At 41.2% G+C, this 15,680-nt stretch carries 11 protein-coding genes and 1 other annotated feature; of the genes, 8 read left to right on the top strand and 3 right to left on the bottom strand.

Going from position 1 to position 15,680, the window contains the following annotated elements; translation table 11 throughout:
• Nucleotides 1–304: 304 nt before the first annotated feature.
• The 8 genes from AB5618_RS11415 (at nt 305) to AB5618_RS11380 (ending at nt 12,278) form a co-directional block, all read left to right on the top strand.
• Nucleotides 305–475, top strand: a complete 171-nt coding sequence (locus tag AB5618_RS11415) for a hypothetical protein (RefSeq protein ID WP_368366749.1) — start codon at nt 305–307, stop codon at nt 473–475.
• A 76-nt stretch (nt 476–551) separates the two neighbouring features.
• Nucleotides 552–2,141, top strand: a complete 1,590-nt coding sequence (locus tag AB5618_RS11410) for a recombinase family protein (protein ID WP_368366748.1) — start codon at nt 552–554, stop codon at nt 2,139–2,141.
• Nucleotides 2,141–3,730: a recombinase family protein gene (locus tag AB5618_RS11405; RefSeq protein WP_368366765.1), complete on the top strand. Its 1,590-nt coding sequence runs from the start codon at nt 2,141–2,143 to the stop codon at nt 3,728–3,730. The genes AB5618_RS11410 and AB5618_RS11405 overlap by 1 nt, the downstream gene beginning before the upstream one ends.
• Nucleotides 3,731–3,825: 95 nt before the next feature.
• A complete protein-coding gene (locus AB5618_RS11400) occupies nt 3,826–4,695 on the top strand; it encodes a S8 family serine peptidase (RefSeq protein WP_368366747.1) in 870 nt (289 codons plus the stop codon).
• A 247-nt stretch (nt 4,696–4,942) separates the two neighbouring features.
• Nucleotides 4,943–7,957, top strand: coding sequence for a glycoside hydrolase family 3 C-terminal domain-containing protein (locus AB5618_RS11395; RefSeq protein ID WP_173773992.1), 3,015 nt, complete (start codon nt 4,943–4,945; stop codon nt 7,955–7,957).
• 180 nt (nt 7,958–8,137) lie between these two features.
• A complete protein-coding gene (locus AB5618_RS11390; RefSeq protein ID WP_173773991.1) occupies nt 8,138–8,848 on the top strand; it encodes a LytTR family DNA-binding domain-containing protein in 711 nt (236 codons plus the stop codon).
• The gene (locus AB5618_RS11385; RefSeq protein WP_368366746.1) at nt 8,845–10,167 is read left to right on the top strand and encodes an ATP-binding protein; all 1,323 of its coding nucleotides are present in this window, start codon (nt 8,845–8,847) and stop codon (nt 10,165–10,167) included. The genes AB5618_RS11390 and AB5618_RS11385 overlap by 4 nt, the downstream gene beginning before the upstream one ends.
• 79 nt (nt 10,168–10,246) lie before the next feature.
• Nucleotides 10,247–10,500: a binding site (T-box leader), on the top strand.
• Between the two features lie 74 nt (nt 10,501–10,574).
• On the top strand, nt 10,575–12,278 hold the full coding sequence (locus AB5618_RS11380; protein WP_368366745.1) for a carbon starvation protein A: 1,704 nt from the start codon (nt 10,575–10,577) through the stop codon (nt 12,276–12,278).
• Between the two features lie 75 nt (nt 12,279–12,353).
• Here the strand turns inward: AB5618_RS11380 and AB5618_RS11375 are convergent, their stop codons facing one another.
• The 3 genes from AB5618_RS11375 to AB5618_RS11365 form a co-directional block, all read right to left on the bottom strand.
• Nucleotides 12,354–13,697 (bottom strand): MATE family efflux transporter, encoded by a 1,344-nt coding sequence (locus AB5618_RS11375; protein WP_347087772.1) that lies wholly within the window; start codon nt 13,695–13,697, stop codon nt 12,354–12,356.
• Nucleotides 13,687–14,139 carry a MarR family winged helix-turn-helix transcriptional regulator gene (locus tag AB5618_RS11370; RefSeq protein ID WP_173773987.1) on the bottom strand — a complete coding sequence of 151 codons (453 nt, stop codon included), beginning with the start codon at nt 14,137–14,139 and terminating at the stop codon, nt 13,687–13,689. Before AB5618_RS11370 ends, AB5618_RS11375 begins: the two co-directional genes overlap by 11 nt.
• Nucleotides 14,140–14,412: 273 nt before the next feature.
• A complete protein-coding gene (locus AB5618_RS11365; RefSeq protein ID WP_187565109.1) occupies nt 14,413–15,546 on the bottom strand; it encodes an ROK family transcriptional regulator in 1,134 nt (377 codons plus the stop codon).
• Between the last annotated feature and the right edge of the window lie 134 nt (nt 15,547–15,680).

Genomic DNA, 15,680 nt, shown 5'->3' with positions numbered 1-15,680 from the left:
AAATCGCATCGATCCAAAGGCAAATTCCCCCTTTTTTATTTTGTAAGTGGTAGTAATTGTACTAAATTTTCTTTATTATAGCACGAACATACGTTCTTGACAATGAAACTTTGATACTGAATATGAATGAAACAAACTAAAAAGTGCTCAATCTGTTGTCAATTTCAATTCAATGTGATTTATACAATAAGAAATTAGAATGTAGGCAGGCTTTCGAAAGCTGAATTCAATTCATACAGAACTTTTGTACAATCCTGCCGGCATAGGATGTAAAAAAGCCTGTATGCTGAAGGAGGCATATAGCATGAATACTAGGTTCCATTTTGCGAATGTAGAAATCATAGAAACAGAAGAAATTCAGAAAGAAACTGTAAGCTATGAACATGCAGGATATCAGGTTCGGGTGCATTTTAATGGAGAAAAGACATTGGCTCAGTGTATTCAGAACCTGGCAGAACGAAAAATTGCAGGTTGATTTTCAGAAATTCTTATTGTAAGATAAAGACAATGAAAGACAATGACTAAACAAGACCAATGAAAAGAGGGAGAAAATGTATCAGGCAGGAATTTATTGCCGTGTTTCTGTTGAGGAGCAAGATAAAGAGAGTGAATATAGCAACAGTATTCACTCTCAGATTCAGATGGCACGGGATTATATTGCAGAGCAAAATGACGTTGCAGAAATAAAAATTTATGCGGATGATGGATTTTCGGGAAGTAATTTTGAAAGAACGGAATTTAGGAGAATGTTGGCGGACATTGAACTGGGAACTATTGATATGGTGATTTTTAAGGATATCTCACGACTTGGAAGAGAGCATATTGATACAAACTATTATATTGGCAAATATTTTCCTGAAAAACGAATCCGGGTAGTATCCATTTTAGATAATTATGATTCAGCAGTGAGCACTTATGATGAATTGCTGGAAATCAAAACATTGTTAAATGATATGTATCTGAGAGATACTTCCAGAAAAATCAAAATTACCATTCAGGCAAAAAGAAGTATGGGAGAATACACCCCGAAACAACCGCCATATGGTTATATAAAAAGTGAGACGATTCATAATCATTTGGAGATAGATTCTTATGCAGCAGAGATTGTTAAAAGAATATATAGAATGTATCGGAATGGGGCTGGTTGCAGTGTGATCAGTCGAACTTTAAACGAAGATCAGATTCCATGTCCGGCAAAGTATAAAAAAGAAGTTTTGAAAAATGGTTATGCCTGGAATGTAGGGAAAGGCTTATGGACACCGGCTACTGTGCGGGGAATTTTGAAGAATCCGGTATATACAGGTGCTGTTGTAATCAGAAAACATGAAAGACCATCTTATAAACTGAAATATAGAAAGGCGATTCCGTTGGAAGAGATGGAACTGGTACCGGATGCACATGAAGCAATTATTTCCAAAGAGGAATTTACTCAGGTGCAGCAGATCCGGCAAGGACGACAGGTTCCATATTTTGACAGAAATAAAGAACCACATAAATATGTGGGACTACTGTTTTGCGGAAAATGTAAAACGGCTATGCGTAAACGATATCTGGCATCGCATAATAATTTTGATGGATATATGTGTGGTTTTCATCAGAAGATGGGACAGAACTACTGTGAACTGAATCATATTACATTTGAAAAACTTGATGAGCTGGTTGTATTTGCAATCAATCAACAGTTAAAACAAATGAGAACAGACTTGAAAAAGCTGGAAGTTCAGATTTGGCAAAGAAAGCCGGAATTGGATGGTAAAATTGCCAGATTACAGGCAAAAACAGAAAGAAATACCGAGTATCGAAAACGGGCATATGAACAGTTTATGGATGATATTCTTTCAAAAGAAGAATACCTGGAATTAAAACAGATATATGACAATGAAAACAGGCAATATCAGAAAGAATTAAGTATATTAAAGAATGAAGAACAGAAACAACAAGAAACGGTGAATCAGACAAAGATATGGTTGGAACATTTTAATCGAAGGAAGCTGACGGAAAAGCAACTGACCAGAGATGTATTGGTAGAATTGATTGATAAAATCTATGTTTATCCGGATCAGAAAATAGATATTTATTTCAAATTTGCTATGAATGACGATTCACCAGATGTGATATTACAGAAAGGTGGGGTGATGTGATGTATCAGATGGCTGTGTACTGTCGTCTGTCAAAGGATGATGGTGAAAATAAAATTAGTGAAAGTATTGAGAACCAGATGAAATTGATTCGTGAGTATGTAAGTAAATCCGATGATCTGGAAATCGCAGATATTTATATTGATGATGGATACTCTGGACTTTATTTCGCAAACAGACCGGAATTTCAGCGGATGATGGAAGATATTTACAAGGGGAAAATTCAGGGTGTGATTACAAAAGATATTTCTCGTCTTGGGCGTGAGCACATTGAGACAAGTAATTACATTGAACGTGTTTTCCCCTCTCTGGGAGTTCGGTATATTGCTATTTTGGACGGTGTAGATTCTGTTCATCATAGCAATGAAGAATTGGCACAGTTTAAAACATTATTTAATGATATGTATAGTCGTGATATTTCCAAGAAAATCAGAGGCGCACTTTCTGCACAGAAGAAGCGGGGACAGTTTATGTCTGGTTTTGCACCATATGGATATGTAAAAGATCCGGCAGATAAGCACCATTTTCTTGTAGATGAAGAAGCGGCAAAGGTGGTTCGCCGAATCTTTTATATGAGTCTGGAAGGGTATTCCAGAGACGGTATTGCCAGAAAACTGAATCAGGAAGGTGTTATGACACCATCAGAATATAAAAGAAAAGTCCAGGGATTAAATTATACGAATGCATTGGAAAAATCCGGTGGTAAGGGCTGGGCATATCCTACGGTCAATGTCATATTGCGGAACAGAGTTTATACAGGTGCTATGGTACAGCATAAGTCGGAAAAAATATCATATAAAGTAGAGAAATATCATTATATTCCAGAAGAACAACAATATATCGTAGAAGGAATGCACGAAGCGATTATCAGCAAGGAAACTTTTGAGCAGGTGCAGGAAAATATGAAGAAAAGAACACGAACACCGGGATTTCAAAGTGAAGTGAGAAAAGTAAATCCATATGCAGGAATTCTTGTTTGTGGAGACTGTGGATATAATCTTCAAAGAGTTACCTGTAGAGATGGTTATGAGTGTGGGACTTATCATAAAAAAGGAAATACGATTTGTCATTCACATTTCATTAAGAAAGAAGCGTTAGATTCTATTGTGATAAATGAAATCCAAAGACAGGCGGAACTGGCACTGAAAGAAAGTGATAAGGATGAAATATTAAAAGCAGCAGATCGAAGAAAGGAGGTGCAAAGACGTGCAGCGGAGGCAGATCAGCAGATAGAACGACTGCAAAAAGAACTTGCAGCTGTTCAGAAATATAAAAAGAAGACGTATGAGAATTATGTGGATGGTGTTCTGGACAAAGAAGAATATCTCTCCTACAAGGCAGAATATGAACAACAGGATAAGGCAATCAGAGAGAAAATTCAGCTGACAGAACAGGAGAAAAACAGCTTTGGAGAAGCAGAAGAATCATATGAAAATTGGATAGAGAAATTTATCAAGTATGGAACATTATCCGAGGTAACAAGAGAGATTGTGACAGAGCTGATTGAGAAGATTGTTGTGAATGGGGATAAGAGCATTGATATTGTATTTAAGTATCAGTCCCCTTATCAGCTAAAGAAAAAGGCAGTGTAAAGGCTGTAAATTTTTTTACAGAATCTTTCCCCTAGTTATAATGATCACACAGAGGCGATTCTCTGCTGGAAACTTACCTGGACAATGTGTCCGGCATGGGGAAAAATGTGATCTGTGTAGGAATGGGCAACAATGGAAATGATGCTCTGCATACCGGAGGCATGCTTTCGCCAGGTGAAATCCAGGAAATTGAACTTGGTGTTGGTGCCTTTGAGCCTACCTTAAATGTGCAGCTTTGGAAAAATTACGAAGATGAGATGGAAATTTATCTGGAACATCCAGCCGGGGAGCGTGTTGGTCCACTTTTTGAAACACTGGGCGCCCAGCGTTGGCAGGCGGGAAATACGAAACTTCTGATCTACTATGGAAAACCGGCACCGTATCATGTGACGCAGGAGATTTATGTGGATTTTCTGCCGCAGGATGAGAAAACCCCCTATGTAGACAGCGGTGTGTGGAAAATAATCTTAGCAGCAAGAAATATAAAAAACGGGGAATATTTCCTGTGGCTTCCAGGTGGCAAAACTTTAAATCCAGGTACAGCCTTCTATCTTCCACGTCCCCAGGGAACCCTCACAATCCCTGCCACCGCCAGGCGCGTGATCAGCGTCGGCGCCTACGACGCCCGCCAAAACACCTATGCCGATTTCTCCGGCCGCGGCTGTCGCGCCCTCCCATATCCAAAACCCGATCTTGTCGCCCCTGGTGTTGATATCTATGCCCCTCGCTTTGGTGGAGGCTATGCCGCCTTTACTGGCACCTCCTTTTCCACGCCTTTCGTTACTGGTGCAGCCGCCCTCCTTATGGAATGGGGAATCACCCGCCGAAACGATCCCTACCTCTATGGCGAAAAACTAAAAGCCTATCTCCGTCGTGGTGCAAAAGCCTTGAAAGGATCGGAAAAGTTGCCAAATGACTTAATCGGGTGGGGACGACTCTGTTTGGAAAGTAGCCTGCCAGAATAGGATAATTAATGTACAAGATGTAGCAATTTAAAGTGTTCCAATCTGAACATTTTAAAAAGCAGGTCGGATTATTGACTTTTACACCAAGTGTTTCCGAATGGATTAATAAAACGAATGCCATAAAAAGAACCGTTTATGTAAAAAAAAGAACCGTTTATGTAAAAAAAGAACCGTTTATGTAAAATACAGCAGAATCTGCTGAAATATGATAAAATGCTCCTGCAAATAACAAAGGGAGGAAATGATTATGACAGGATTTTTAGTAAATTTACTGAGCCCGGTTTTCAGCAGTCTCGGTGTAAGTCAGGCTGACCTTACATCCTATATTGAGAAGCTGATCGGCTACGTTATCGCAATCCTTGCTTTACTTGTTGTGATGATCGTAGTAATGGTTGTGGCTCATAAAGCCAAAAAGGGATTCCGTCATGTGATCCGCTGGCAGGCTGCCATTGCATTTATTGCAATTGTTGCAGTGCTTGTAAATGTAATCTGCTACGGACCGATGTACAACAACGTATCAAGTGTTTTAAACGCAAAGAAAGTAGTACTTGCACAAGAGACTACAGACCAGAGCCGTGCAACCATTCAGAAGGTTGCTGAAGAAGGAATGGTGTTACTGAAAAACGATGGTATTTTACCTCTTTCCTCAGATACAAAGAAACTGAATGTATTCGGCTGGGATTCTACAAACCCGCTGTTTGGCGGAACAGGATCAGGATCTTCTGATTCTTCCACAGCAATCGGTATTCTGCAGTCCTTAAAGGATGCCGGATATGAGACAAACGAGTCTCTTACCAAGATGTATACTGACTACAGAGCTGACCGTCCTACAATTGCTATGGCACAGCAGGACTGGACACTTCCTGAGCCGACAAAGGATTATTACACAGACAGTCTGATGGACGAAGCAAAAGAGTATTCTGACACAGCTGTAGTTGTAATCGGACGTTCCGGTGGAGAGGGTGCAGACCTTCCAACCGACATGAAATCTGTAATTGATGGAAGCTATGCAAAGAAAGCAGAAGAAGTATCTGTTTCCCCAGACAATTACGGATATGTAAAAGGCAGCTACACAAACAATGGAGACTATGATGACTTCGACGAGGGAGAAAGCTATCTTGAGCTTTCCAACACAGAGGAAGATATGCTGGATACAGTATGCTCCCAGTTTGACAATGTTATTGTAGTTGTAAACGCAAATAATGCAATGGAACTGGACTGGGTTGACAAATATGAGCAGATCGGTGCGGTTATCTTTGCTCCTGGAGCAGGTGCAACTGGCTTCGAAGCACTGGGCGAGATCATCAATGGTTCTGTAAACCCATCTGGAAAAACAGTAGATACCTTTGTAAAGAATCTGACAGAGACTCCATACTACAATAATATGGGCCTGAATGCTTATACAAACGTAGAAGATCTGAAAGAGCAGATTGCAGCAAATGATCCGGCTTACGAAGGAAGCATGGGATTTGTAAACTATGCAGAGGGAATCTATGTAGGATATAAATTCTATGAAACAGCAGCTGAAGAGGGTCTTATCAAGTATGAGGATATGGTACAGTATCCATTTGGATATGGACTCAGCTACACAACCTTTGACAAACAGATTGAGAATTTCAAGGATAACGGAGATACTGTCACCTTTGATGTAACGGTAGAGAACACTGGCTCTGTTGCAGGAAAAGATGTTGTGGAAATTTATTACACAGCACCTTACACAAACGGTGGAATCGAGAAAGCAGCAGCAAACCTGATCGCTTTCGAGAAAACAGATTCTATTGAGCCAGGAGAATCCCAGACAAAATCCTTTACCATCAACAAAGAAGATATGGCTTCCTATGATTCTGAAGGTATTAAGATCTCCGGAGGCGGTTATATCTTAGAGGCTGGCGAATACACAATTTCTCTTCGTTCAGACTCTCATACAGTTCTTGGTGAAGAGAAGTTCACCGTTGATGAAGATATTGATTACAGCAAAGATGGTCGTTCTTCCGACAAAACTGTTGCAACAAACCAGTTTGAGGATTATGCGAGAGGCGACTTTGAGCAGCTTTCCCGTGAGGACGGTTTTGCAAATTATGACAAAGCATGCGGTGTGCCGGAAGAGGATGCTTATGTAATGAGCGACGAGACAAGGGCAGCCGTAGAAGAGAATGTATTTGGCATTTACGATGGAACCAAATATAACAATGATTCTGATGAAATGCCGGCAATGGGAGCAGACAACGGACTTCAGCTTGCTGACCTTACCGGAAAAGATTATGACGATGCAGACTGGGATAAGCTGTTAGACCAGCTCAGCTTCGAAGATATGGCTACTCTGATCAATGTTGGTGGATGGCAGACCGCAGAAATCAAATCAGTAGGTAAAATTGCCACATCTGACTGTGATGGACCTGCCGGATTAAACAACTTCATCACAAAGGCATATGGAACTGCTTATCCATCTGAAGTTCTTATGGCTCAGACCTGGAACAAAGAACTTGCAAATGAAATCGGCGTTTCTATGGGACAGGAATATGTAGATGCTGACAACTACGGATGGTACGGCCCGGCTATGAACATCCACCGTACAGCATTTGCAGGACGTAACTTCGAATATTATTCAGAAGACAGTCTGTTGTCTGGATACATGGCAGCAAATGAAATGAATGGAGCAGCCACCAAGGGTGTTTATCCATACATGAAGCATTTTGCATTAAATGATCAGGAAACAAACAGATGCTCTTTCCTTCTCACATTTGCTTCCGAGCAGACAATCCGTGAAGGATATCTGAAAGCATTCGAGCTTGCAACAAAGGGCTTTGAAGGAAAAGCAATGGCAGTTATGTCCTCCTTCAACTGGATCGGTACAGTACCAAGCTGTGCAAACAACGAGCTTTTGAACAACGTGCTCCGTGGAGAATGGGGATTTGTTGGAATGGTAGAAACCGATTATGACGGTTCCTATGGTTACATGATCACCGATCATTGTATCAGAAACGGAAATGATCTGATGCTTGGATTTAACAGTGCAGAGTCCAACAAACTGACAGACGAGAGCGCAACAGCAGTTCTTGCAATGCGTCAGGCTTGCAAAAATATCCTTTATACAGTAGCAAACAGCGGATATTATGCAGATGGAAATCCGGCAACCGGAATGACCAATATGACAAAACTGTTTGTAATGATTGACGTGATTCTTGCAGTTGTTCTTATTGTAGTTGATACAATTGTAATTGTACGCTGGAGAAAAAAGAAAAAACAGGCTGTAAACGAATAATTAAACAGTAATCTGGAGACATAAGTCCCCCTTTTAAATCTGGAATAAGCAGAGCAAGGAATCTGTAAAATTTCCAGAGCAAAAAAGGGGGATTTTTTTATGCGATTTTTGTCTTGCAGAGTGAGGGAAAATTATTTATTATGAAAGGAGGCGTAATAACAGGAAAAAAGGAGGACTGGCATGATCAGCATTGCAATTGTGGAAGACGAAGAAATGTATGCAAAGCAGCTTCAGCAGTTTCTGCATCAATATGAAGAAGAGAACAAAGAGATGTTTGACATTACAGTCTATTCAGACGGCGATCAGATTGTAAATAAATATAAATCCCAGTACGATATTATTCTGATGGATGTGGAAATGAAATTCATGGACGGAATGTCTGCAGCTGAAGAAATCCGCAAAATTGACACAGAGGTTGTGATCATTTTCATTACGAATATGGCACAATATGCAATCAGAGGATATGCAGTGGATGCGCTGGATTATGTACTGAAGCCGGTGTCCTATTTCGCATTTTCCCAGAGACTTAACCGTGCTATCAGCCGAATGAAAAAGCGGGAAACGAAGATCATCATGGTGAATATGAAGGGCGGCATGGTCAGGATTAATGTTGCAAATATTTATTATATTGAAAGTCAGGGACATACTCTGATACTCCATACCATACTGGGTAACTATGAGACAACGGGGAAAATGAAGGAGATGGAGGAAAAGCTTTCGGAGATGAATTTCTGCCGTGGAAATAAGGGATATCTGATCAACCTCCAGCATGTGGAACGAATCCAGGATGGATGTGCTTTGGTGAAGGGAGAAAATCTGACATTGAGCCGTGCACGCAGAAAGGTCTTCATGGAAGCCCTGACCAGATATTGGGGAGAGGTGATAAAATGACAGAACATTATCTGCCGGATATTCCAAGACTTTATACGGCACTTGCAGAGTGGATGGCTTGTCTGATTTTTATTTTGCCTTTCAAAAAAAGATTTTCACCGGCTGTAACAGGCTGTCTTGTGGCAGGTGCATTTGGAATACAGAGCGTATTTCTGATTTCTACCGGTGGGGTAAGACTGATTTTTTGGATCCCCTGTATGATATTTGCGGTTTTTCTGATGGTTGCTTTTGTTTTTTGCTGCTGTGAGATCAGGCTGACAGATGCGGCATATTTTGGAATGATTGCTTTTGTAGCAGCTGAATTTATGGCTTCTGCCGGGTGGCAGATCCTGTGTTATACAGGGAAAGAAGCATGGATGTCCTGGTGGCAGCAGGGAATGGCAATTCTTCTGATTTATGGTGTGATTGTAGTGATATTGTACAAAATTCTCCATGTTCATCTGCCAAAGGATGGACAGATGGAAATCACCAGAAGGGAATATTTTTCCGGACTCTTGATTAGTATTGCTGTATTTGCTGTCAGCAATATGAGTTATGTGAATGTGAACACGCCATTTACAGGCAGATATTCTTTTGAAATAGGGAATATCCGTACTATAGTAGATGTTGCAGGAATTGCAATTCTATATGCACATTTGATACAGTGCTGTGAGCTTCGGGTGAGAAAAGAACTGGAGGCAGTGCAGAATGTGCTTCAGAATCAGTATGCCCAATACAAGCAGTCAAGAGAAAGCATTGAGCTGATCAATTATAAGTATCATGATCTGAAGCATCAGATCGCTGTGCTAAGAAGTGAAACTGATTCTGGGAAAAGAGAAGAATTTCTGGATAAAATGGAAGCAGATATAAAGAAATATGAAAACCAGAACAAAACAGGAAATAAAGTGCTGGATACTGTGCTGACTACCAAGAGTCTTTATTGCGCAAAGAATAACATAACCTTTACCTGCGTTGCAGATGGAACCCTGCTGGATTTTATGGAGGTTATGGATATCTGCAGTATTTTTGGAAACGCATTGGATAATGCCATTGAATGTGAATTGAAGATTCCGGATAAAGAAAAAAGGTTAATACACGTCAGTGTCTCAAAACAGAAAAACTTTCTGCTTCTCCGGTTTGAAAATTATTATGATACCGAACTGAATTACCAGGGCGGAGCGTTTATTACAACGAAGCGGGACAAAGAATTTCATGGTTATGGGCTGAAAAGTATCCGCTATACGGTAAATAAATATGATGGCGCTGTTTCCATTGACACAAAGGAGAATTGGTTTGATCTGAAGATACTGATACCGGTCAGTGAAAATGTACAAAAATAGATTGATAAAATCGTATAATATATACAAAAAATGTATTGTAATTTTCTAAAAAAAGTAGTAAAACTTTAGTTAGATAAAGAGAAATGCATTGAACAGGACAAATTACAAAAGATAACCGGAACACAGAGAGCCGCAGACTGGTGAGAGGCGGCAGAAGGTATTTTGTGGTATCACCTGGGAGCATCCCGCTGAAAAAATAATAACTAATTTCAGTAAGCCGGGACGTAGTCTTCACGTTACAGAAGAAGCTGTTTATACAGACAGCAGTGAGTGGTCGTGTTTAGTAATAGATACGATAATGCAAAGTGGTACCACGGAAATTCCGCCTTTGTTATCCATTGGATAGCAAGGGCGTTTTTTATATATATTAACCACTTGACTACAAATGAAAGACGAGGAGAAAGATTATGAGTGGAATTATGATGATGGCAATCGCTATCGTAGTTCTGGGCGGCGCCTATCTTCTGTATGGCCGTTACCTCCAGAACAAATGGGGAATTGACCCGAAAGCAAAAACTCCGGCTTACGAAATGGAGGATGGAGTTGATTATGTACCGGCTGATACCAATGTAGTATTTGGACATCAGTTCGCATCTATTGCCGGTGCCGGCCCGATCAATGGACCAATCCAGGCTGCCATTTTTGGATGGCTTCCGGTACTTCTTTGGATCCTGATCGGTGGTGTGTTCTTTGGAGCAGTTCAGGACTTTGCATCTATGTATGCCTCTGTAAAGAACAAAGGACGTACAATTGGATACATTATTGAAGCGTACATTGGAAAACTTGGAAAAAAATTATTCCTTTTATTCTGCTGGCTGTTCTGTATTCTGGTTGTTGCGGCATTCGCAGATGTTGTAGCCGGAACCTTTAACGGATTTGCTACAAATGATGCAGGAGAAGTGACAAAGGTAGTGGCAAACGGAGCTGTTGCAACAACTTCCATGTTATTCATTTTTGAAGCAGTTGGACTTGGATTTTTCCTGAAATACACAAAGTTCAATAAATGGGTAAATACTGCTTTTGCAATTGTGCTGTTGGTTGCAGCAATTGTGCTGGGACTGCAGTTCCCAATGTATGTAAGCCTTGGAACCTGGCACATTATTATCTTTGTATATATTCTGATCGCCAGTGTAGCTCCTGTATGGGCGCTGCTTCAGCCACGTGATTATCTGAACAGCTATCTGCTGATTTTCATGATCGTGGGCGCTGTTATCGGTGTATTTGCAGCAAACCCGGCATGTAACCTTCAGGCGTTTACAAGCTTTAACGTAGATGGACAGTACATGTTCCCAATCTTATTTGTAACAATTGCCTGTGGTGCAGTTTCCGGTTTTCACTCTCTGGTATCTTCCGGTACTGCTTCCAAGCAGATTAAAAATGAAAAGAACATGCTTCCAGTTTCCTTTGGTGCAATGCTTATGGAAAGTATGCTTGCAATCATCGCATTGATCGCAGTTGCATCATTTGGAAAAGGAGAGGCAGCTGCACAGGGACTTACCACCCAGCCACAGATTTTCGCAGGTGCGATTGCAAACTTCCTTTCTGTGATCGGTTTGCCTCACTCCCTTGTGTTCACTCTGATCAACCTTGCAGTATCCGCATTTGCGCTTACATCTCTTGATTCTGTAGCCAGAGTAGGACGTCTGTCCTTCCAGGAATTTTTCCTTGATTCCGACACAGATGAGAAAAATATGAGTCCATTCCAGAAAGTGGTAACAAACAAATACTTTGCAACCATCATTACACTTGTACTTGCTTACCTGCTTACCAAGGTTGGATATGCGGAAATCTGGCCACTGTTTGGTTCTGCAAACCAGCTGTTATCTGTACTGGCACTGGTAGCCTGCGCCGTATTTTTAAAGAAAACCAAGCGTCAGGGCTGGATGCTCTGGGTACCAATGGTATTTATGATGGCAGTTACCTTCACCGCACTTGGAATGACAATTGTAAAGCTTTCCAAAGCATTTGTAACAACAGGTCTGGATCTTGGAAATTCTTTACAGCTGATATTTGCAGTATTACTGTTAATACTTGGCGTGCTGGTTGCAATCCAGGGTATTAAGAAGCTTTTGGAAAAACCGGAAACTGAAAAGAAAGCAGAACGGGCATAATAAGAATAACCCCGTCATAAAATAAGTCCCCAACGCAGTACATTTTACAGACTGCGTAGGGGACTGTTTTTTTACTTATTGCCTGTTATTGATTTTTTTGTTGAAGTACAGAAAGAAAATTACATTAAGCAAAATGCCTACCAGTGTGGAGGCAGGTGCTGCCAGACCGATTTTTGTCAGGCTGGCAGCAGGCTGAATGCTCATATAATATGACATTGGAAGACGTACCAGAAGTGTCTGAAACAATCCCTGGAACATAACCCACAAGGTCTGATTATTTCCGTTAAAATAACCTACCATACTGAACATAATTGCTGTTAAAATTGTTTCAGGAGCGAAGCCCTTCAGATAATCAAAGCCTTTCTGGATAACTGATGCATCAGTTGAGAACAGGCTGGCAAGTACATTGCCCTTCAATAGAATCAGAACAAAAACCAGACATCCGAATAGCAGTCCGACTCCGATTCCGGTGAACATGGACTGCTTTGCACGCTTCGGCTTTCCCGCTCCTACATTCTGGGAAACGAAGGATGCCATGGACTGCATCAGTGCGCTTGGAATCAGCATGGCAAAGTTTACAATTTTGCAGGCAACCCCATATCCGGAGGAGGCTTCCAGCCCTAATCTGTTTACAAATGCACAAAGTGCCAGGAAGGACATCTGGGTAAGAAATTCCTGGAGAGCCAGAGGCAGTCCGATTCCCAGAAAACGTTTACATTGGGAATTAAAACATAAGTCGGATTTTTTGATGGAAAAGGGAAGCTTCTTTTTCAGCAGGATGACGATCGCACATACTACACTGACCGCCTGTGCGAAAACGGTTGCGAGAGCTGCGCCGGCGGCATCCAGATGAAGCCCTGCAACCAGAAATAAATCTCCGAAAATATTTACAATACAGGCTACCAGAACGAATAAAAGCGGCGATTTACTGTCACCAAGCCCGCGGAAAATAGCAGAAAGCAGGTTATAGGCAACAATGAAGAAAATACCGCTTCCACAGATTCTTACATAGCTTGTGGTAAGTGAAACAGCCTCCTCAGGAGCCTGCATAAGCACGGAAATAGGGTGGGCGAAAGCAATCATTACAATAAAAAGTATGGCAGAAATGACAGCAAAAACAACTGCAGCACCGCCAATAACAGAGCCAATCCGTTCCGGCTTTTTTTCGCCAAGATAGCGGGCTATGAGGACTGTGATTCCCATAGCAAACTGTGTTACCACAAAAGTCACAAGGTTCAATACCTGACTGCCGGTAGAAACAGCAGACAGCCCGGATGTAGAGCCGAAGCGTCCAACTACCAGAAGGTCTACTGCACCATATGCTGCCTGCAGTATAAGGGCACCAAGAATCGGCAGCATAAAAAGGGCAAGCTTTTTCAGAATGCTTCCCTGTGTAAAATCATTTTTTTCATTTGTCAAGGTCAATTCTCCTTTCACACATAATTTTGTAAAATTTCTCCATGGTCCGGATGGTACACAGAATGTCCTCCTCTGGAATACTGTCTACATAACCGGATAGAATAGTAAAGTACTGTTTGTTGTACTTCTCTGAAAGGGCTTTTCCGGCTTCTGTAACAGTCAGATAGGTAATCCGGCCGTCCTCTGCAGATGCAAGCTTTTTCACATAGCCTTTGGCTTCCATGTCCTTCACTGTACGGGTTACACCGGGACGTGGGAGGGAAAGAGCGTCACTTACATCGGATATCTTCACTCGAATACCCTGTTTTTCCAGTTTTTCAATGATATCCAGATATTGAATAAAAGAAGATGCAACTCCATCTGGCAGAGGCGGCAGCATATCTCGGATTCGCTTGCCCTGATAACAGGCATCCATCATACGTTTGATAAGTTCAATGTCCATAGTTATTTCTCCTTACAAAAAAATAATTACCACTGTTAATTAACAACGGTAATTATAATAAGAGCGAAAACTTTTGTCAAGAAAAATGTGTAATTACATATTTTGCATTGATTTTTTAGGTTACTGTTTATTGGTAACATTCTGCGAGGTGTTTTTTGTAAGCAAAGCTCACAGAAAAAACGAGAACCTCGGCGCGAAATCATGCGAATGCATGATTTCTGTGCATCCCGAAGCGTGTTGCTGGTCACAGAGTGAACAGTAGCTTTTTTAGTGTCAAACTGACTGGATAAATTCCTTCACATAAAAAAGTGCAGCCCCGATCGCAGGTGTATACTGCCCATGTGTGCCCACGAGAATCTGTTCTTCTTTCAGCTCAAATGGAGTCATGGAATTGATCTGCCGCAGCAGATAATCCGTGTCATCTTCCGTAAAATAAGGTGCCAGATATCCACTGATAATGATGGGTGCATCAATAACCAGATTCAGGTTTTTCATTGCAAAAGCCAGATGTTTCAGATAATCCTCCCAGATTTGTATAAGCTGGGGGGATTTTTTTTCTCTTAAAAGAGGAAAAAATTCCTTTATAGTCATGCCGCTGGCCTGTTCCAAGGAGTTGGCAGAGCAATAGGTTTCCAGACAGCCCCGGTTTCCGCAGTAGCAAAGCGGTCCGTCAGGGTTGACGCATATATGCTCGATTGTTCCGCTGTGCATAGAACATCCCTGGTGAATCTGGTGATTGGTGATAATGGCACCGCCAAGATTTCGATTCAATAAAAAAACAACAGCACTGTCAAGCTCCGGATGATTCCATAATTCCAGAAAAGCAGCTGATTTGGAGTCATGCTCCAGATGGCAGGGATAGGGCAGATGCCTGGAAAAATCCTTCAGACGCATACCGGTGTTGTTCATAATGTTTCCGTAAATAACAGTGGTATTGTCCGGGGAGGTGATTCCCTGGGTAGCAATGGAAACACCAAGAATTTTGTCTTCCGGATACTGGTTTTTTTCAATAAAGTCCTTGACTTTGTCAGTGATCTGCTGGTAATACGCAGCTGTGTTTGAGTAGGTAAGCGGAATTGTATCCGTATAGACCGTGTTTCCGTACAGATCAATGGCGGTGATATGAAACATATTTTTTAATATTCCAACACCAATGGAAATTCTGAAATCCGAAACAATCTGAATGGCATTGGCCTTTCGTCCTCCGGTGGAATCAAAGTAACCATTTTTCTCAATCAGCCCTTCATTTTCCAGAAGATTTAAATTCTGGCTGACAGTAGACAGACCCATCTGCAGATCTTGAACGATCTGTAGCTTTGAGGTCAGTTTGCTCCGGTAAATGTATTGGTAAATTTTGGAACGGTTTATTTTCTTTAAAGCAATGGTGGTTAATCCTTTTTCACTCATGATGGTCTCCTGGTTATGTCTTTAGTACAACATAAGGTTAGTGACTGCTAATAAATATTCAAATAGGTAATGTTACTGTCCATTGGTAACAAAGCTTGTATTGCAGACTATGAAGTGAACAGTAATCACGTAAT

The sequence above is a fragment of the Ruminococcus sp. J1101004sp1_RTP21198st1_B9_RTP21198_201120 genome (assembly GCF_040924245.1).
Taxonomy (GTDB): Bacteria; Bacillota; Clostridia; order Lachnospirales; family Lachnospiraceae; genus Blautia_A; species Blautia_A faecis.
Note: the sequence above shows the minus strand (reverse complement) of the source record. Positions and strands in the feature narration are given on the sequence as shown.